Genomic DNA, 17,959 nt, shown 5'->3' with positions numbered 1-17,959 from the left:
CAAAGTGCAAGTGAATACTGGATAAAAAAACAGTTATGTATGTCGTAAAAAAAGCCTACTCATATTGCGGTGAGTAGGCTGACAATATTCGCGGTGTACTTGCTACAATTACTGCGCTTTTTGGGTCAGTTTTTTGGCAAGTTCAATTTTTTGTGCGTTTTGCTTATACATGTTTTCGTAGCAGAAGTTGGTGGCCTCGATATAGCCTTCAACGCTGCCGCAGTCGAAACGTCGACCCTTAAATTTATAGGCTAACACACAGCCGGATTGCGCTTGTTTGAGTAGTGCGTCAGTGATTTGGATCTCGCCGCCTTTACCGGGTTCGGTTTGTTCGATCAGATCAAAAATATCTGGAGTCAGGATGTACCGGCCGATAATTGCTAGATTACTTGGTGCGGTACCCGGTTCTGGTTTTTCGACCATATTATCGACTCGGAACAGATCATCTTTGATCATTTCGCCAGCGATCACGCCATATTTGTGGGTTTCATTCTCGGGTACTTCTTGTACCGCAACAATAGAGCAGCGGAACTGCTTGTACAGTGCAACCATCTGCATCAGTACCCCTTGCTGTTCATTGACACACAAGTCATCAGCCAGTACCACCGCAAACGGTTCGTCACCCACCAGCTCTTTACCGGTTAAAATTGCATGCCCTAAGCCTTTCATTTCACGTTGGCGAATGAAGGTAAAATTAGCACTTTCAATGATGTGACGGATATCAATTAGCAGATCTTCTTTATTGGTGCCGCGGATCTGATGCTCTAACTCATAGTTCATGTCAAAGTGATCCATGATCGATTGTTTACCTCGACCTGTCACAATACACATTCCCGTGATCCCGGCTTGAATCGCCTCATCAACCCCATATTCAATCAGCGGCTTGTTGACGATTGGCATCATCTCTTTCGGCATTGACTTAGTTGCAGGTAGAAAGCGGGTCCCGTAACCTGCCGCCGGAAATAGACACTTTTTAATCATAATTTCGATCCATGGTGTGCTAGGAAAAATAATTTCGACTCTACCATTTCTTATTCACCACTGCATTACGTTGCTGCGATAGGCGCCAAAAATGTGTGTAAAGTCTTACTGTTGCCACATATTATGCGTAGACTAACTGGTACTAAATATCAAATTATCGACTCTATCAAACTGTCCACTGTGGTTAATCCGCACATATTTGGGTATCCCTTTCCTACTTGAAGCTGCAGCGGTGTTGGCTACGTTCGTTCACTCCAATCACATAGTTTGTCTATGCTCATGGGGACTCACTCACTTGCCGCCTACCTGCAACTCCAAGTGGTTTGGGTATAGTTCTCGGCAGAGCCTCACATCCCTGATTGAATGAGATAAGTATCACAATATATTTTGGTTCACCCAAGCAATTGCTTTGACGCGGTTTTTGACATTTAACTTCTTAAATATTTGATATAAATGTGATTTAACCGTGAACTCACTGATAAATAAACTTTCAGCAATTTGCATATTGGATGCACCAGTTTGTAAGCTGCGCAGAATTTGAATTTCACGAGCGGTGAGATCGACGGTCGCTTGTGTTTGATGAGTTTGGAATGCATAACGATAGTAGTGCAATAATTGACTACTCACATGGCGCGGTAACCAATTTTGACCATTGATAATTTCACCTAGCCCATGGGCGATAAAATCAGTTTCATCACTGGCATAAAACAGCCCCTTCAAGTTACCAAAAGTTAGTAGTTCGTCAGTTTTTAAGCGCTTAGCTACGTTAAATAAAATCGTTTCAAAGTAGGGGCTGGTGAGTTTCAGTGGTCCTAGTTGCTGGCGAATTTGGCCGCTCTGCCGATGGTCAAGCAGTAGAATTTTATGCTTATCAGATTGAAAGTCTTGCAATAAACGTGGTGGCTCAATCACGGGAACGGCTAAATCTAGTTTAGTAATGGCGGCTTGAATATCCGGGTGTACATCGTTTGCTTGAGGGGTGAGTAAGTAAATAGTGCGGGCGTAATTGGCTCGTTGCATGATGAATTACCTACCTATACTGATATGAAATAGTGCCCTTAATATGACCAAAAAAAGATGCTGATGCTATGTGAACAGAGTAATTTGCGGAGCACCTCTATTACACAAGTAATCGATAGGTTTGTCAGTGAGTTGTTTTGGTGAAATGGTCTTAAGAAGCGAAATTTGTGAAACGGAGATTAATGTTGTGCTCAGCATAATCCGGGAATTCGATTGGTTCAGTCGATAAAACGGTGGTATCCTTAGCGACTACTTAAAATCAATAGATATGACCAGATTACGGAGCAAAACATGGCAAGCCGTGGCGTGAACAAAGTAATTTTGATTGGTAACTTAGGCCAAGATCCTGAAGTGCGTTATATGCCAAGTGGTGGCGCGGTAGCGAATATTACCATTGCGACTTCTGAAAGCTGGCGTGATAAAACGACCGGTGAACAGAAAGAAAAAACTGAATGGCACCGTGTGACACTGTATGGAAAACTGGCAGAAGTTGCAGGTGAATATTTGCGTAAAGGCTCTCAAGTTTATATTGAAGGTCAATTGCAAACGCGTAAATGGCAAGATCAGAATGGTCAAGATCGTTACTCTACCGATATCGTGGTGCAAGGCTATAACGGGATCATGCAGATGCTTGGTGGCCGTACACAACAAGGCGGTATGCCAGCCCAAGGTGGTATGAATCCTCCTGCGCAGCAAGGTAACTGGGGGCAACCACAGCAGCCGGTTAAACAGTCTCAGCCGATCCAACAACCTGCGCCACAACAATATGCTCAGCCGCAATATAATGAGCCCCCGATCGATTTTGATGATGACATCCCATTCTAGGGGTGTGATTGACGAAAAAAGCCGCGAATTTCGCGGCTTTTTTATATAGTTATCTCAATTGGTTGTAATGTAAACAGCTTGGGACTGGACTCTCAGTTGCAGCGCACAAGGAACATAGTACGAAATGAGGTATACACCGACATTAAAATTGAGTACTCGGCTCGTCGCGTTTGTGACCATGACAGTGATCAGCGCCATGTTTATCCTTTTTATTGGCGGGATATTATCTTTTCAGCGTCTCGGTCAGGAATATCTCAATCACTATCTGCAGGGTATTGTTGAGGTCGTCGATAAAGAGCTGGATGATCCTGATGCGCTACACGCTATGCCATATTGGATGCCGAAAATGCTGCAAGCCAGTGGTATTATTGAAATGCAACTTAGTTCTCAAACCACGGTTGTGTATCGTTTTAACGATGCAGACGCCAGTATTGACAGCACTCGTGCATCTCTAGTTACGCTGCCACTCAAACGCCACCCCGCTTATGTAGCACATTTTAAAGCGATTCCCCCCTATCTCAGTTATGCCGACTCTCCACAAGCGATGTGGTCGACTTCACTTGCCATCTTGTTGATTATATTGTTCCTACAGCGAGGGGTTAAGTGGTTAAAAGAACAACTATTCGGATCCGAGCTTTTAGAAGAGCGTGGGCGAATGATTTTAGCTGGACGGGTTGAGCAGCATGCAAAAGGTGATCCTCGAGAATGGCCTTATACCGCTAGCGAAGCTATCGATCGCTTGATTGAAGAGTTGCAGGATGCTCGTCAAGAGCGTAGCCGCTTTGATACTTTCATCCGCAGTCAAACCTTTTTAGATCAATTAACCGGTACCGCGAATCGAGTGTTGTATGACAGCAAACTGGAATCCGCTTTGCTAGAGAGTGGTGCGCATGGTGGAGTGATGATGCTGCGGCTCGACGATCTAGAGTCGGCACGCGAAGATAGTTCGAAATTGTCAGTCGATGAGCTAATCGTAGAAGTCGGTCAGTGCTTGTCTAATATCGTACAACGCTACCCAGATGCGATTTTATCTCGTTATTACGATGATGTATTCGCGCTGTTTATTCCTCATCAAGGGAGTAAAGAGGTGGCGCAGGTTGCTTCTCAAGCCGTCAAATTGATCGAGCGTCTTGTGCCACCAGAGCCGCTCAGTGAAGACAATTGGTTCCATATTGGTGTGACCATGTACCATGAAGGAGAGCGGCGTGGGCGGATCATTGATGAGATGGAGACCTCGCTTAAAAGTGCGCAATTACAGGGGGTTAATGCGTGGAGTCGTTTTCAAAAACCGCAGCAGTTACCAGAAAGCCGCGGCAGTGTGCGGTGGCGTACTCTGTTTGAGCAAGCGCTGCGTCCAGACGCGATTTTATTATATCGTCAGGCCTGTTATCTCACCGCGGCCAATGGCGAGCGTGAGTTAGTACATTATGAATTATTTGCCCGAATTCAAGATCCACAACATGGCATTCTGAAGGCTTCTCGTTTTAGTTCGGCGTTAGAAACGGTCGGTTATGAGGCGATGTTGGATCGCGCAGTTTTATGCAGCGTAGTGCATTTTATTAAGCAAACTGAGAACTGTGATCCTCTATCCATTAATTTACACGTTGTTCCATTTAGCAATAGAAGATATGCTCGCTGGATAACTAATGAACTGATGCAAATGCCATTTTCTCTGCGTTCGCGGCTCTCATTTGAGTTTGCTGAGGCGCACTTGATCAAGCATTTAGACTACATGCGCCCGATTGTACGCGTGTTAACTGGATTAGGTTGTCAGGTAGTGGTTGGGCAAGCGGGTAGAACCATTGTCAGCACACATTACATCAAAGAGTTAAAAATTAATTATCTTAAACTGCATCGCAGTTTGATTAAAAAAATAGACCAACGTTACGAAAATCAGCTATTTATACGCAGTTTGGTTGGCGTGTGTAGTGGAACACAAACGGAAGTGATCGCGGTAGGGGTTGAAACGCTACAGGAGTGGCACTCCTTGCAGATGTTGGGAGTAAACGGTGTGCAAGGACGACTATTTGATGAAGAGCGACAGATGTTGCCGCCTTTATCTCCGGGATCAGTAACTCGCTCTTTGCCTACCTCTTTAGCTCCCATCAATAAGCGTAATCGATGGCGAATAAAATAAGAGTGGCGGGACAATGAACAAGCTCAGTTGGATAACCAAATCAAGCTGGAGACAACACCTAAGCGGGATCGAAAAATGGCTTACTCCTAGCGCAGCGAGTAAGCAGTTGTATGTGGTGGTACAGCCAGAAAGTTTGTATTTCACCGCAGAAGATTTGCCTGCGATTGCGCCCCAACCTCTTAATCAGCAAAATTGGCAATCGGTGCTTGTGCAAACCTTGCAAAAGCATGCGATCCATGACGTACAAATTCACCTTGTGCTGCATTCCCAGCTTTATCAAGCTTATCAAATCGAGCAACCGAATCTACCCCGTGATGAGTGGTCTGCCGCTTTGCCATTCTTACTGAAAGAGATGCTGAGTGAAAAAGTCACCGAGGTGGTTGCGGATGCGCATCCCCTTCCCGGTAGCAGCAAAGTTCAGGCGTATGTGATCACTAAGCGGGTGATCCTTGAACTGCAAGAAATGGCACTGGCGGCCGGATTAAAACTTGGGCGGATCATTCCAGAACAAGCGATTTGGGGAGCAACAGGTGGCGAGCTGAGCCATTTCTTATTATTGCACCGTAGCTTCGGTGGTAGTTTTAAGTTAGATGCTTTTATTGAGCACCAATGCACTTTTCAGCGCACCTTACGTGGCATTAATCCCCCAGTGACGGCTGATGCGGTGAGCGCACTGCAGTTAGATAATTTAGCTCTGGAATTACAACGCTCAATTGATTACCTCTCGGCACAGTTTAAAGGCGGATCATTACAACAGCTCAAAGTGTGCTGTGATGGTGAGGATAACCAAGCACTGCTTGAGGGGCTGAATCAGCGCTTAAGCGTACGGGCCTCAGCCTTAGAGGGCGAGCATGCGTTATGCGCCGAGCAATTGGCTCGTCATGCCCCAAATGTGGCCGCGGATGCCATTAATTTTTATCAAGATCAGCTTAAACCTAAACGTGAAAAATTTCGTTTAACTTCTCTGTTATTGGTTTGGGTGGGGCTAAGTGCGGTGTTATTGCTTGGTTATGCCGGCCTTGAATATCAGAATCAATTAGCCAAACGAGAATGGCTGGCTTTGCAGAAGCAGCAGCAAACCTTCAGTCAACAAGCGGCGAGTTTACAGCAGCAAGTGGCCGCACATCGCCCTGCACCCCACAAACTGGCCGCCGTTGAGCGCTTGAAAAAGCAGATCAACGCTAAACAACAGGCACAGCAAGCGATGGATCGATTGGATGTCGCGCAGCAAATCGGCTATTCCGGTGCGCTCAATTCATTGGCGCAATTGGCACGCAACGATCTATCGCTGAACTGGATCATGTTGGATGCGGTGCAATTGAATGTGCAGGGTATCGCCCGTGATCCGGCGGCGATCCCCAATTGGATTAATCAGTTTAAACAAGAACTGCATTTGATGGGGCGCAGTTTTGAGCAATTAAAAATTGGCCGTAATGAGCAGGATATCATCACTTTTGAACTCAATTCTCGGCGAGGAGAACGTCAATGAGCTCGCGTTGGTCAACCATCGAAAATCAATTTTCAGTGCTCTCGCAGCGCGAAAAAATCTTAATTGCTTTGTGTGGCACGGTTGTACTGGTCATGCTGTTGTTGATTGGGTTGATTGAGCCAAGCTTAAAGCTTGGCCAAGATCACCAGGCTAATATCCAAAGTGTGACAGCCCATAACCAGCAACTGCAAAGCGAAATCGCCCTGCTGCAAGCCAAGTTAGCGATTGACCCTGACCGTCAAGTGGATCTGGAGTTGGCTCGATTAACCCAGCAAAGCCAAGCAATTTCATTGCGCTTAGCTGAGCAAATGGCGGCGATGGTGGCCGCATCAGACATGCCCGCTTTACTGGAAAAAGTGCTTCGCCAAAGTCAACAGCTCAAATTGGTCACATTGGAATCTTTGCCGGCGGAGCCTATCGTGCGAGCCGCCGATCCGAGTGAGAAGTCAGAATATTATCTGCATCCAGTGCGGATGGAATTGACCGGCACCTACTTTGCTATCCGTGATTATTTACAAGCGTTGGAGGCACTGCCGGTTAAATATTATTGGCGCCGCTTTCAATATCAAGTGGAACGCTATCCTCAAGCGAGAGTGATCCTTGAGGTCTATACCTTGGGGAGTCGAGAGGAGTTTATCGGTGGTTAGATTGGTGATGTTATTGGGGTTGAGTGTGATGGCAGTATGCAGCTACGCCAACCAAGATCCTACCGCGCCTTTAGATTGGCATGCGCCAAGTAAAAGCTCGGTGACGGCACCGCGTCAGCGAGTGCCGAGTTTACAAAGCATTGTGTGTGCAGAGGGGCGCAGCTGCTATGCCATTATCGAGCAAAAAATCGTCGCACAAGGTGATGTAGTCAATGGCTATCGGGTGGCAGCGATCCAATCTCAGCAAGTACAGCTCACCCGAGCAGGGAAAGCTTGGCAATTAGAGCTGTTCGCTCTTGATATAAAATAATAGGGTAAAAGTCTTATGCGCAAAATCGTACTTGCCTCTGTGATGCTGTCTTTACTGGGATGCTCAATGGGGCACCGAGATCCTGTCGAAGCGAAGCAGGCACTTAACCAAGCGATTAATGAAACCAGCAGCCGTCAGATCGAACAATTACCCGCATCAGTAGAAGCGGACTTGATGCCCAATCTTGACTCAGGCAGCGTGGCGATGCCCAATCGAGTATCTCGGTTTCGGATCCAAGCCAATGGGGTTGAAGCCAAAGCCTTTTTTACCAGCTTAGTCAAGGGCACCCAATACAGCGTGGCGATCCATCCCGAAGTCACAGGACGCATCACTCTGAACTTGAGTGAAGTGACCTTAGAAGAAGCCTTAGCGGTGGTACGTGATCTGTATGGCTTTGAGGTGGTGATGCAAGGCAAGGTGATCCAGGTGTATCCTGCAGGGCTTCGTACCGTGACCCTGCCGGTTGATTATCTGCAATTTAAACGTACTGGCCGCTCACTCACTGCGATCACGACTGGAACGATCACTAATACCGACACCAATAGTTCAGATTCCAACTCTTCGAACAGCCGTTACTCCGATAGCTATTCAAGAAACTCAAATTCAAGCCGAACCGATGCGCGTGGCGGCACTGAAATTGAAACGACTAATGAAAGTGATTTTTGGCCTCAGCTAGAGCAAGCGGTTGGTCAGTTATTGGGGCGTCAAGCCGGACAAACGGTGATCGCTAATCCACAGGCTGGGGTGATCACTTTGCGCGCTTATCCGGATGAAATTCGTCAAGTTACCGAGTTTTTAGGTATCGCTCAGCAGCGTATGCAGCGCCAAGTGATTCTAGAAGCGAAAATTTTGGAAGTCACACTTAGTGATGGTTATGAGCAGGGGATCAACTGGAGTAAAGCATTCTCTTCGAATGGCACCAATTACCAAATTGGCAGCGGTACGATTACGCAAGACAGTAATGGTAACCCGATCACTTCGGTGCTGCCCAGTTTAGATACTATTGGCACTTTACTGGGCGGGCAGTCCAATGTGGTGGTCTCTAGTGGTAGTTTTGATGCGGTGATCAGCTTTATGGGTACCCAAGGTGATTTGAATGTACTTTCTAGCCCACGAGTGACCGCGGCAAATAACCAAAAAGCGGTGATCAAAGTCGGTACTGACGAATATTACGTGACCGACTTATCTAGCGTGGTGGGCAGTGGTGATAATTCGCAAGCCTCACCGGATATTACCCTCACACCCTTTTTCTCTGGCATTTCACTCGATGTTACCCCGCAAATTGATGATAGCGGCAATGTGTTGCTGCATGTCCATCCGGCGGTGATTGAAGTAGAACAGCAGACCAAACGTATTACCTATAACAGCCAGCAAATTGAATTGCCGTTAGCCAAAAGTTCGATCCGTGAATCGGACTCGGTGATCCGTGCGAAAGATGGTGATGTGGTAGTGATCGGTGGCTTGATGAAGTCACACACTCTAGATCGTGTTTCAAAAGTACCATTTTTCGGTGATGTGCCTGGCTTGGGTCATCTGTTTCGCAATACTGCCAAGCAGACACAAAAAACCGAATTAGTGATCTTGCTCAAACCGACTGTGGTTGGGGTCAATACTTGGCAAAAAGAGTTGGAACGTTCACGTAACTTGTTACAGGAATGGTTCCCAGAAAATCAGTAAGTTATGTATTTAGATCACTTTAAGCTGGATCGGTTTCCTTTTCATCTGTCGCCCGATACTCAATTGTTTCTGGGCTTAGCTCCGCACTTTGAAGCGATTGCCACGCTGTGTGCGGCGATCAACATGGGCGAAGGGGTAACCAAGCTGATTGGCGAAGTGGGCACAGGTAAAACGATGGTGTGTCGCATGCTGCTCACTCACTTGGGTGATGAGGTCGCGTTGATTTATCTGCCTAATCCCATGCTCGAGGGTGTCGCGCTACAACAAGCGATCGCCGCAGAATTACAGCTCGAAGTGTCTGAACCTGCGCGGATTATTGAACAAATTCAAACCCGTTTAATTGAGCTGCATCAGCAAGGCAAACGGATTGTCGCGCTGATTGATGAGGCGCAAGCCCTGTCTGATGAGGCGCTAGAAACCTTACGCTTGATGGGAAATTTGGAAACCGAACAGAACAAATTGCTACAGATAGTGTTAATTGGACAACCCGAACTGGATGTCCGCTTAGCTCAGCAGCATTTGCGTCAATTTCGCCAGCGGATCACGTTTAATGCCGAGTTACGACCGTTAACCGAAGCCGAGACTGAGGTTTACATCGATAGTCGGTTGCGCAAAGCGCAAGCACCGAGTGGCCTGTTTAGTGCTGGGCAGAAAAAAGCACTGTGGCGAGCCTCACAAGGGATCCCACGCTTGATCAATCAAATTTGCCACAAAGCGTTATTAATCGCTTGGTATGAACTTAGCCCTCAAGTCAACCAGCATCATTTATTTGCCGCTATTCATGATACCTATGACAGCTGCAAACCTAGATTTAAAACCCCAGTATTATGGGGATGGAGTCAAGCATGAGTGTGGTCAATCGAGCCTTGGCACAAGGTATCCAGCATCGTGATTTAGGGCTATCGAATCTTGAACGGGTCGAGGTGAGCCCGCGTAAAGCTCGTCCTGCTTGGCTATGGGCCATGTTCGGTTTTGGGGTTAGCCTCGCGTTGGGCGGTTGGTCGATTAGCTTACCGCCGGTGCCGACTTTGCCAGACGTTAGTGAAGCTCGCCGCATGCCCATCGCGCCATCACCGACCCAAAAAACCAGCGATCAAGCGCTGCCGCTGTACTTGGCGCCGAGTCAGCCGATTTTGCTCGCGGCGGCGCCCGCACTGCTTCCCTCTGCACCATTGGACAGTCTGAGTTTGCCTGTACCTAACCCTGTATCTAACCCTGTACCTAACACTGCGGCCGTGGCATCTGCTCGGCAAGCGGCGCCATTACGCGAGCCAGTGGCTGAGCCTGTCATGCTGGTCGAGCAAGTAGAGCTGACTTCCGAGCAATTGGCGGCGAAAGCGCGGCAAAGCGCACAAAAAGCGTTGGATAATAACGATTTTCAAGCCGCCGTGAACGGTTATACGCAGGCGCTGCGTTATACCCCAAACGATGAAACGATCAGACAAAAATTGGCTGCCCTTTATTATGGACAAGGTGATGGCCGCAAAGCCTTTGATTTGATGCAAGCGGGGATCGAGCTTAACCCTGAGGGCGAAGTACTACGTTTAGCCTTGGCTAAATTATTGGCCAAAGAGCAGCAAGAGAGTGCCGCCTTAGCTCCTTTGATCTACTTGCCCGCAGAGCCATCAAGTGAGTATTTAGCCCTGCGTGCCGGACTTGCGCACAAAACCAAGCAAGATCCGATTGCGCGCCAAAGTTATCAGCAACTGACCCTCCAAGAGCCCAATAATGCACGCTGGTGGCTTGGTTTAGCCATTCAGCAAGAGCGAGCTCTAGAGTGGTCAGCAGCGCAATATGCTTATCAGCAAGCGCTGCATAAGGTTGGGCTATCGAGTCAGTCCCATGCCTTTATTGAGCAACGATTAACCGTGCTCCGCAGTTTAGAGGAGATTTCCCGTGGCAATTAACCAACTGCGCAAACGGCTTGGTGATTTATTAGTTGAAGAAGCCATCATCACTGAGGCGCAGCTTGAGCAAGCACTGCGCGCGCAAAAAAGCACAGGGCGACGCTTAGGCGATAACTTGATTTCGCTTGGTTTTTTAAGCGAAAGCCAACTGCTGAACTTTTTGGCGCAACAACTTAACTTACCGGTGATTGATTTAAGTCGCGCGCATGTCGATAGCGAGGCCGTCGCACTATTGCCGGAAGTTCATGCGCGCCGTCTGCGTGCACTGGTGATTGGGCGCAGTGGCGACACGCTGCGGATCGCGATGAGCGATCCGGCTGATCTGTTGGCTCAAGAAGCTTTGCTTAACCAGTTGCCTGAATACGGCTTTGAGTTTGTGATCGCCCCAGAAAAGCAGCTGGTGGATGGCTTTGATCGTTATTATCGCCGTACCAAAGAGATCGTCTCATTTGCCGAACAGCTGCACGCTGAGCACCAAATCAAAGATAGCTTTGACGTTGATCTCAGTAATTCCGATAGCGATGAAGTCACCGTTGTAAAGCTGATCCATTCACTGTTTGAAGATGCGATCCAAGTGGGTGCCTCGGATATTCACATCGAGCCCGATGCTAATGTGCTGCGTTTACGCCAGCGGATTGATGGAATTTTGCATGAAACGGTGCTGCATGAAGTCAATATTGCCTCGGCGCTGGTGCTGCGGTTAAAACTGATGGCAAATCTCGATATTTCTGAAAAACGTCTGCCGCAAGATGGCCGTTTTCATATCCGGGTCAAAGGCCAAACGGTGGACATTCGGATGTCAACCATGCCGATCCAACATGGTGAATCAGTGGTGATGCGGCTACTCAACCAGTCGGCTGGCGTGCGTAAGTTAGAACACTCTGGCCTGCCTCCAGCGCTGTTGGCGCGTCTGCGCCAGCAACTTAAGCGACCACATGGCATGATTTTAGTCACCGGCCCCACCGGCTCTGGTAAAACCACCACCTTATATGGGGCGTTAACCGAGCTTAACACTGCCGGTAAGAAAATCATCACCGCCGAAGATCCGGTCGAATATCGGATTGAGCGGGTTAACCAAGTGCAAGTGAATCCGAAAATTAACCTTCAATTTTCCACGTTGCTGCGCACCTTTTTGCGTCAAGATCCCGACATCATTTTGGTCGGTGAGATGCGCGATCAAGAAACGGTGGAAATCGGGTTACGTGCTGCGCTGACCGGTCACTTAGTACTCAGTACCTTGCACACCAATGATGCGATCGACAGTGCATTGCGGCTACTCGATATGGGCGCACCCGGTTATCTGGTGGCGAGTGCGGTGCGCGCGGTGGTGGCGCAGCGTTTGGTGCGTAAAGTCTGCCCAGATTGTAGTGGCCACGATCCGCTTGATGAAGCGCGTCAGCAATGGTTGGCCACCCGTTTCCCCAATCAAGTGGCGACGGATTTTGTCCGCGGGCGTGGCTGTCAAAATTGCAACTTGACCGGTTATCGGGGTCGGATTGGGGTGTTTGAAATGCTTGAGCTTGATTTGCCGATGATGGACTGTTTGCGCGCCAATGATGCGGTGGCCTTTACCCGGGCTGCGCGCCGTCATGCTGAATATAAACCGCTACTGGTGTCGGCGATGGAGCTCGCGTTACAAGGGGTAGTCAGCCTTGATGAGGTGATGGCTCTCGGTGATGGTGATTCTGGCGGCGTTGTTGAGCCGGTATATCTCTAGGAGTAGGCATGGCGACTTTTCATTATCAGGGACGACATGCCAATGGCAGTAAAGCCTCTGGCTCGTTAGATGCCGCCAGCGAAGAGCTGGCGGCCGATATGCTGCTCAATAAAGGGATTGTGCCCACGTCAATCACCCAGCGCCGTAGTGGCAAAAGTGAGTTAGCCTTCAATTGGCAAGCTTGGTTTACTCCCAAGGTGCCGCTAGAAGTGTTGGTGATGTTTTGTCGGCAAATGTACAGCTTAACCAAAGCTGGGGTTCCGCTACTGCGTGCGATGCGTGGCCTAACCCAAAACTGCCATAATCCACAGCTCAAGCAAGCGCTGGAAGCGGTGGGTAATGAGCTGACTAACGGGCGCAATCTTTCGGCGTCGATGCAGTTGCACCCGAGCATCTTCAGTCCACTGTTTGTGTCGATGATCCAAGTGGGTGAAAACACCGGCCGGCTTGATCAGGCTTTATTGCAACTGGCCAACTATTACGATCAAGAGGTCGAAACTCGCAAGCGGATCAAAACTGCAATGCGTTATCCGGTGTTTGTGATTAGTTTTGTGGTGATCGCGATGTTTATTCTCAACACCCAAGTGATCCCACAATTTACCAGCATGTTTAGCCGCTTTGGCGTTGATCTGCCACTGGCCACGCGCATTTTGATTGCCACCTCGAATTTTTTTGTTCACTACTGGGGCTGGCTGCTCGGCTTGATGGCGGGGCTGTTTTTTGCATTTCGCGCTTGGCTCGCGACCCAGCAAGGGCGAATTAAGTGGGATTCGCTACGCCTGCGTATGCCGGTTGTCGGCGGTTTGATTAATCGTGCTCAGCTTTCGCGCTTTGCCCGTACTTTCTCGCTGATGCTCTCGGCTGGGGTGCCACTGAACCAATCCTTAGCTTTGTCGGCAGAAGCAATTGATAACAAGTTTCTTGAACTGCGCATTTTGCAGATGAAAGCCGAGATTGAATCGGGCGTTGCGGTGTCATTGAGTGCGATTAACGCACAGATTTTCACACCGCTGGTGATCCAGATGATCACCGTCGGTGAAGAGACGGGGCGAATTGATCAGCTACTGCTCGAAGTGGCGGATTTTTATGATCGCGAAGTCGATTACGATTTAAAAACCCTCACTGCGCGGATTGAGCCAATTTTGTTGGTGGTGGTCGCGGCGATGGTCCTCGTGCTCGCACTTGGGATCTTCTTGCCAATGTGGGGCATGATGGATGCCATTAAAGGTCGTTAATGCGCAGTGGAGCAAGGCGTGCGTGCTTAACGATATGGTGGTTATTAGTGTTGGTGCTGCTCAGTGCGCTGATCACCGCTTGGCGTGCACTCTCGAACGATGCTGAGCATACCGCGCTTGAGCTGGCGGGGCTGCGCATCACTGAACAGGCCAATCGCTATAAGCAGCAGTGGATTTTGCAAGATAGGCCACCGCAGCTTTACCTTGGCCAAGACTGGATTGCCGTGCAGCACGGCTGGCTGTTTCCGACTCAAGATCAGCGAGTCGATTGTCATGCGCTGTTGGCGCTGCTGAATCCACAAAGGCAGATATTAGCCCAGATGCCGAGTGTCACCAGTGTGGATTTTGCGCAGGGCTATCGCTGCACTTATCAGTATGGCGTCAGTGCTCAACTGAGTGTCGAACTCAGGGCGGGGCACTTTGCGGTTTATCTTAAACTTTAGTTGTAGGTTTTTTCCTACACAGCGGACGCTGAATATGTTAAAAAATGCCTATAAAGCCCACATAGGTTGGCTAAGTGAGTTAAATATATGAAAAAAACACAACAAGGCTTTTCGTTGGTCGAGCTGGTGATCGTGATTGTGGTGGTCGGGTTACTGGCCGTCGCGGCTTTGCCTCGTTTTCTCGATGTCACCGATGAAGCCAAAAAAGCCAGCATTGAAGGAGTCGCGGGCGGCTTTGCCACCGGCGTGCTCTCGGCACGTGCCCAGTGGGAAGCCAAAGCGCGGCCATTGGTTAACCAATGGCCCGCGATTAATTATGACGGGGTCGAGTTTTGGTTAACCAGTTCTGCAACCGATGGCTATCGTGATGGTTATCCGCTTGGGCTCAATACCGACAATGCGAGCTATTCAGCCCAAATTACCGATCAAGCCTGCATTGATTTGATGGAAAATTTGCTGCAAAACCCGCCGCAAGTTGGCACAGCAGCGCAAGTGGCGAGCAGCAGCAATTACAAATATGCGGCGAGAGCCGATACCAGTGCGGTGACTTGCACTTATCAGCAAAATGAGCGCGGCAGCCAACATCAATTTGTGTATGAAATAAAAACCGGTCGAGTGACCGTTACTTTGCAGTAAGGCGGCAGATCCGTCTGTAGATATTTAGCTTTAAGTTTTTACCTTCCATTATTTATGTATTTAAGTATTCACTTTTAAAAAGAGAGAGCGTAACAATGAAAAAACACACTGGTTTCACCTTAATTGAGTTGGTGGTGGTAATTGTCATTTTAGGTATTTTGGCCGTGACTGCCGCCCCCCGTTTCCTTAACTTGCAAAAAGATGCACGTATTGCCTCACTGCAAGGCTTAAAAGGCGCAATCGATGGCGCTGCCGGGATTGTCTATGGCAAAGCCGCGATTAATGGCGTAGAAACAGTAGATAATAGTGAAGTGGATACTATTAAAACTGCATTTGGCTACCCAACGGCAGCCGAGGATGGTATTGGTGCTGCGGTAGTGGGACTCGATTCTGACTGGACCAGTGTGCCAGACACAACAAATGAAACTCTATATGTGGTATTTAAAGTTGAGACGCCACCACAAGTAAGCGATATCCAAACTGGGAAATGTTATGTCCTGTACAGCCCAGCAACTGGAACTGCCGTCAGTGCTGCAGCTAAAGCAGCAGTTGAATCTAGCGGCTGTTAATTCAAGCCGTAAAAATAAAGTCAGCTTCGCTGACTTTATTTTTAAACGAATTGCGGTATGTCTTGCCCTATGACGCGCCATAAAGCCTTTACCTTAATTGAACTGCTGGTGGTGATTATCCTACTCGGGGTACTGTCTGCCTATGCCGCCAGCCGCTTTGTTGGGGTTGGCAGCTTTGCGGCGTTTACCGCCCAAGAGCAGGCGATCTCGATCATTCGCCAAATTCAAGTCAGCCGCATGCAATCCAATTTGGCCGATGATGCGCAGCTCGCCAATGGCCACTCTGTGTTGGCGATCCGCAGTGATTGTTTAGGCTCGGTTGCGGGCTGCAATAGCGCAAGTCACGAACCGCGCAGTGATGTGCTGCGGGCTAAGCTGCTGACCTTTACCACCCAACCTGCATTAACCGATTCCGTTTTACCGTTTGATTTGCTGGGTAATCCGCCATCTTCCGCTATACCGCTGATCATCACCATTCACGCGCCAGACAGCACGGCTACGCTGTGTATCAATCAACAAGGTTATGTGGCCAAAGGGCTGTGCCAATGAAAGCGAATAACGGCTTTACCTTAATTGAAAGCATTGTCGCAATTGTGATCATGGGCTTTGCCATGCTGGTGCTGGTGAGCTTTTTATACCCGCAGATTGAGCGCTCTGCCACGCCGCATTATCAAATGCGTGCGGCCAATTTAGGCCAAAGCGTGATGAGCCAAATTTTGGCACGCGGCTTTGATCAAAAGAGTGATTTTGATGGCGGCGCATGGCGCTGCGGCGAGCCTAAGCCCGATGCCGCGATTTTAGAGTGTTCAACCCACCTCGGTCGTGAAGGGGAAAGCTCGCCGGCGGATTTTAATGATGTCGATGATTATATCGGCTGCTGGTACGCCGATGATGCGAGCCAATGCGGCTCGCAAAACGCGTATTCACTGAGCAATATTTTGGGTGACGATATTACGGCCAATTATCGTCATTTTACCGTGTTGATCGAGGTCTCGTATGTCAACCCAGCCTTTGCACCGGTCAGCTCGGTAACCGATCTGAAACGGATTGAGCTAGAAGTCGATACTGGCCGCTATGGCCGCTATCGCTTTGTGGCTTATCGGGGGAATTACTGATGCGCATGCGCGGTTTTACTCTGATTGAGATGATCTTAACCATCATCATCGGCTCGATTTTAGTGCTCGGTATCGCCGGTTTTGTTGAGCTCGGCAGCCGAGGTTATGCCGATACGGTCGCTCGCCAGCGCATCCAAACTCAAGCCAAATTTGTGCTCGAAAAAATAGCGCGCGAAGTGCGCCATGCGGTGCCCAATAGCTTTGCCATTACCGAAAGCGGCAGCCAGCAGTGTTTGCGTTTTTATCCAATTGTCTATTCGGGTTTTTATCATTTAGAGGCTAAGGATAGTCAGCAACTGTCGTTTGTGGTGGGTAACCACACAGGCGATAGTGCAGGGCTCGATTTTACTGGGTTAAAGATGATAATTAACCCCACCCACTATAGTGAGTTTGACTCTGAGACGACGCTCACTTTGAGCGGTAGTGCAACCCACATCAATTTAGTCAAGCCACTTGCCAGTCAATCGGTCGGTCGGCGTTTTTATCTGTACCGTGATGCCGTTGAATATTGCCTTAACTTCGCAGGGGATAGGCCAGCAGCGCATACGATGACCCGCAATGGCATACAGGTCGCCGATAGTGTGGTCGCTGGCCAATTTAGCTACGCCGATCCCAGCTTGCAGCGCGGTGGGGTGGTGCATTTATCGCTTAGCCTTGCGCAAAATGGCGAGCGCAGTGATTTTGAACAAGATGTACAGGTGCTCAATGTCCCGTAATATCAAAAAACAGGCTGGTAATTTGTACCTAGTGGCAATTTTTGTGATTGTGGTGATGGGCTTTCTCGCTGCCGCCTTAAGCCGCATCGAATGGTCAAATCAGGATGCCTTATCGCGCGATGTGCTAGGCACACAGGCATGGTTTGCCGCCCATTCGTTAAATGAGCTGGCATTAACCCAATTTTACCCGCTCAATGCCTCGTCAGCCGTTCGTTCGGTGTGTGCCGATAACGCAGCCCTGCAAATGACTATTGATGGCTTGATTGCCAAGTATCCGGGGTGCTCGGCAGCAGTGAGCTGCCGATCGTTAGGCCAATTAGATGACCAAAGCCTATTTCAACTTGAAAACCGTGTCCGCTGCGGCTCAGGAGTGCATCAAGTCGAGCGGGCACAACAAGTGGTGGTGAAGGAGTGAGGATGAACGTGAGGTTATTATGGCCACTAACGGTTAGTCTATTTATCTTACCTTTATCTGTTGGTGCAGCTAATATGTGCCAATATTTCCCTGAGCCGGCTCAGAGTTGGATTTCAACTC

Annotated in this window: 19 protein-coding genes; 17 read left to right on the top strand and 2 right to left on the bottom strand. The window is 48.8% G+C overall.

All coding sequences use genetic code 11. The features are described 5' to 3' along the window. Positions 1-108: 108 nt before the first annotated feature. Positions 109-981, bottom strand: a complete 873-nt coding sequence (galU, locus tag G7083_RS04495) for a UTP--glucose-1-phosphate uridylyltransferase GalU (protein ID WP_166013770.1) — start codon at positions 979-981, stop codon at positions 109-111. 375 nt (positions 982-1,356) lie between these two features. Beyond that, positions 1,357-2,001, bottom strand: a complete 645-nt coding sequence (locus tag G7083_RS04490) for a LuxR C-terminal-related transcriptional regulator (protein WP_166013769.1) — start codon at positions 1,999-2,001, stop codon at positions 1,357-1,359. Positions 2,002-2,292: 291 nt separating this feature from the next. On the opposite strand from G7083_RS04490, the gene G7083_RS04485 reads away from it, so the two are divergent. The 17 genes from G7083_RS04485 (at position 2,293) to G7083_RS04405 (ending at position 17,839) form a co-directional block, all read left to right on the top strand. Then, positions 2,293-2,826, top strand: a complete 534-nt coding sequence (locus G7083_RS04485) for a single-stranded DNA-binding protein (protein ID WP_166013768.1) — start codon at positions 2,293-2,295, stop codon at positions 2,824-2,826. Positions 2,827-2,950: 124 nt separating this feature from the next. Then, positions 2,951-4,963 carry an RNase E specificity factor CsrD gene (csrD, locus tag G7083_RS04480; RefSeq protein WP_166013767.1) on the top strand — a complete coding sequence of 671 codons (2,013 nt, stop codon included), beginning with the start codon at positions 2,951-2,953 and terminating at the stop codon, positions 4,961-4,963. 13 nt (positions 4,964-4,976) lie between these two features. Next, on the top strand, positions 4,977-6,452 hold the full coding sequence (locus G7083_RS04475; protein ID WP_166013766.1) for an MSHA biogenesis protein MshI: 1,476 nt from the start codon (positions 4,977-4,979) through the stop codon (positions 6,450-6,452). Beyond that, entirely contained in the window at positions 6,449-7,099 is a 651-nt protein-coding gene (gene gspM, locus G7083_RS04470) for a type II secretion system protein GspM (protein ID WP_166013765.1), read from the top strand. Before G7083_RS04475 ends, gspM begins: the two co-directional genes overlap by 4 nt. A gap of 7 nt (positions 7,100-7,106) precedes the next feature. Then, a complete protein-coding gene (locus G7083_RS04465; RefSeq protein ID WP_166014985.1) occupies positions 7,107-7,409 on the top strand; it encodes an MSHA biogenesis protein MshK in 303 nt (100 codons plus the stop codon). Between the two features lie 15 nt (positions 7,410-7,424). Further along, on the top strand, positions 7,425-9,086 hold the full coding sequence (gene mshL / locus G7083_RS04460) for a pilus (MSHA type) biogenesis protein MshL (RefSeq protein WP_166013764.1): 1,662 nt from the start codon (positions 7,425-7,427) through the stop codon (positions 9,084-9,086). A gap of 3 nt (positions 9,087-9,089) precedes the next feature. Continuing rightward, a complete protein-coding gene (locus G7083_RS04455; protein WP_166013763.1) occupies positions 9,090-9,935 on the top strand; it encodes an ExeA family protein in 846 nt (281 codons plus the stop codon). Beyond that, positions 9,932-10,993 (top strand): tetratricopeptide repeat protein, encoded by a 1,062-nt coding sequence (locus G7083_RS04450; RefSeq protein ID WP_166013762.1) that lies wholly within the window; start codon positions 9,932-9,934, stop codon positions 10,991-10,993. The genes G7083_RS04455 and G7083_RS04450 overlap by 4 nt, the downstream gene beginning before the upstream one ends. Further along, positions 10,983-12,710 (top strand): GspE/PulE family protein, encoded by a 1,728-nt coding sequence (locus G7083_RS04445; RefSeq protein WP_166013761.1) that lies wholly within the window; start codon positions 10,983-10,985, stop codon positions 12,708-12,710. Before G7083_RS04450 ends, G7083_RS04445 begins: the two co-directional genes overlap by 11 nt. An 8-nt stretch (positions 12,711-12,718) precedes the next feature. Further along, positions 12,719-13,945, top strand: a complete 1,227-nt coding sequence (locus G7083_RS04440; protein WP_166013760.1) for a type II secretion system F family protein — start codon at positions 12,719-12,721, stop codon at positions 13,943-13,945. Positions 13,946-13,992: 47 nt separating this feature from the next. Beyond that, on the top strand, positions 13,993-14,388 hold the full coding sequence (locus tag G7083_RS04435) for an MSHA biogenesis protein MshF (protein ID WP_240911915.1): 396 nt from the start codon (positions 13,993-13,995) through the stop codon (positions 14,386-14,388). A gap of 87 nt (positions 14,389-14,475) precedes the next feature. Beyond that, on the top strand, positions 14,476-15,024 hold the full coding sequence (locus G7083_RS04430; protein ID WP_166013759.1) for a prepilin-type N-terminal cleavage/methylation domain-containing protein: 549 nt from the start codon (positions 14,476-14,478) through the stop codon (positions 15,022-15,024). Between the two features lie 95 nt (positions 15,025-15,119). Next, positions 15,120-15,593, top strand: coding sequence for a type II secretion system protein (locus G7083_RS04425; protein WP_166013758.1), 474 nt, complete (start codon positions 15,120-15,122; stop codon positions 15,591-15,593). A gap of 57 nt (positions 15,594-15,650) precedes the next feature. After that, a complete protein-coding gene (locus G7083_RS04420) occupies positions 15,651-16,142 on the top strand; it encodes a type II secretion system protein (RefSeq protein WP_166013757.1) in 492 nt (163 codons plus the stop codon). Then, positions 16,139-16,708, top strand: coding sequence for a type II secretion system protein (locus tag G7083_RS04415; RefSeq protein WP_166013756.1), 570 nt, complete (start codon positions 16,139-16,141; stop codon positions 16,706-16,708). The genes G7083_RS04420 and G7083_RS04415 overlap by 4 nt, the downstream gene beginning before the upstream one ends. Further along, the gene (locus G7083_RS04410; protein WP_166013755.1) at positions 16,708-17,424 is read left to right on the top strand and encodes a prepilin-type N-terminal cleavage/methylation domain-containing protein; all 717 of its coding nucleotides are present in this window, start codon (positions 16,708-16,710) and stop codon (positions 17,422-17,424) included. The genes G7083_RS04415 and G7083_RS04410 overlap by 1 nt, the downstream gene beginning before the upstream one ends. Beyond that, entirely contained in the window at positions 17,414-17,839 is a 426-nt protein-coding gene (locus G7083_RS04405) for an MSHA biogenesis protein MshP (protein ID WP_166013754.1), read from the top strand. The genes G7083_RS04410 and G7083_RS04405 overlap by 11 nt, the downstream gene beginning before the upstream one ends. Positions 17,840-17,959: the final 120 nt, after the last annotated feature.

The sequence above is a fragment of the Vibrio sp. HDW18 genome, from assembly GCF_011306175.1.
GTDB classification, from domain to species: domain Bacteria; phylum Pseudomonadota; class Gammaproteobacteria; order Enterobacterales; family Vibrionaceae; genus Vibrio; species Vibrio chanodichtyis.
The sequence above is the reverse complement of the archived record's forward strand: the minus strand, read 5'-3'. Positions and strand labels throughout refer to the sequence as shown.

What these genes read in the sequence shown, in the direction of transcription:
- G7083_RS04410 (WP_166013755.1), top strand. Translation starts at nt 16,708, where the DNA reads ATGCGCATGCGCGGTTTTACTCTGATTGAGATGATCTTAACCATCATC.
- G7083_RS04430 (WP_166013759.1), top strand. Translation starts at nt 14,476, where the DNA reads ATGAAAAAAACACAACAAGGCTTTTCGTTGGTCGAGCTGGTGATCGTG.
- G7083_RS04450 (WP_166013762.1), top strand. Translation starts at nt 9,932, where the DNA reads ATGAGTGTGGTCAATCGAGCCTTGGCACAAGGTATCCAGCATCGTGAT.
- G7083_RS04485 (WP_166013768.1), top strand. Translation starts at nt 2,293, where the DNA reads ATGGCAAGCCGTGGCGTGAACAAAGTAATTTTGATTGGTAACTTAGGC.
- mshL (WP_166013764.1), top strand. Translation starts at nt 7,425, where the DNA reads ATGCGCAAAATCGTACTTGCCTCTGTGATGCTGTCTTTACTGGGATGC.
- G7083_RS04490 (WP_166013769.1), bottom strand. Translation starts at nt 2,001, where the DNA reads ATGCAACGAGCCAATTACGCCCGCACTATTTACTTACTCACCCCTCAA.
- G7083_RS04475 (WP_166013766.1), top strand. Translation starts at nt 4,977, where the DNA reads ATGAACAAGCTCAGTTGGATAACCAAATCAAGCTGGAGACAACACCTA.
- csrD (WP_166013767.1), top strand. Translation starts at nt 2,951, where the DNA reads ATGAGGTATACACCGACATTAAAATTGAGTACTCGGCTCGTCGCGTTT.
- G7083_RS04440 (WP_166013760.1), top strand. Translation starts at nt 12,719, where the DNA reads ATGGCGACTTTTCATTATCAGGGACGACATGCCAATGGCAGTAAAGCC.
- G7083_RS04455 (WP_166013763.1), top strand. Translation starts at nt 9,090, where the DNA reads ATGTATTTAGATCACTTTAAGCTGGATCGGTTTCCTTTTCATCTGTCG.
- G7083_RS04465 (WP_166014985.1), top strand. Translation starts at nt 7,107, where the DNA reads ATGTTATTGGGGTTGAGTGTGATGGCAGTATGCAGCTACGCCAACCAA.
- G7083_RS04405 (WP_166013754.1), top strand. Translation starts at nt 17,414, where the DNA reads ATGTCCCGTAATATCAAAAAACAGGCTGGTAATTTGTACCTAGTGGCA.
- G7083_RS04415 (WP_166013756.1), top strand. Translation starts at nt 16,139, where the DNA reads ATGAAAGCGAATAACGGCTTTACCTTAATTGAAAGCATTGTCGCAATT.
- gspM (WP_166013765.1), top strand. Translation starts at nt 6,449, where the DNA reads ATGAGCTCGCGTTGGTCAACCATCGAAAATCAATTTTCAGTGCTCTCG.
- G7083_RS04425 (WP_166013758.1), top strand. Translation starts at nt 15,120, where the DNA reads ATGAAAAAACACACTGGTTTCACCTTAATTGAGTTGGTGGTGGTAATT.
- G7083_RS04420 (WP_166013757.1), top strand. Translation starts at nt 15,651, where the DNA reads ATGTCTTGCCCTATGACGCGCCATAAAGCCTTTACCTTAATTGAACTG.
- galU (WP_166013770.1), bottom strand. Translation starts at nt 981, where the DNA reads ATGATTAAAAAGTGTCTATTTCCGGCGGCAGGTTACGGGACCCGCTTT.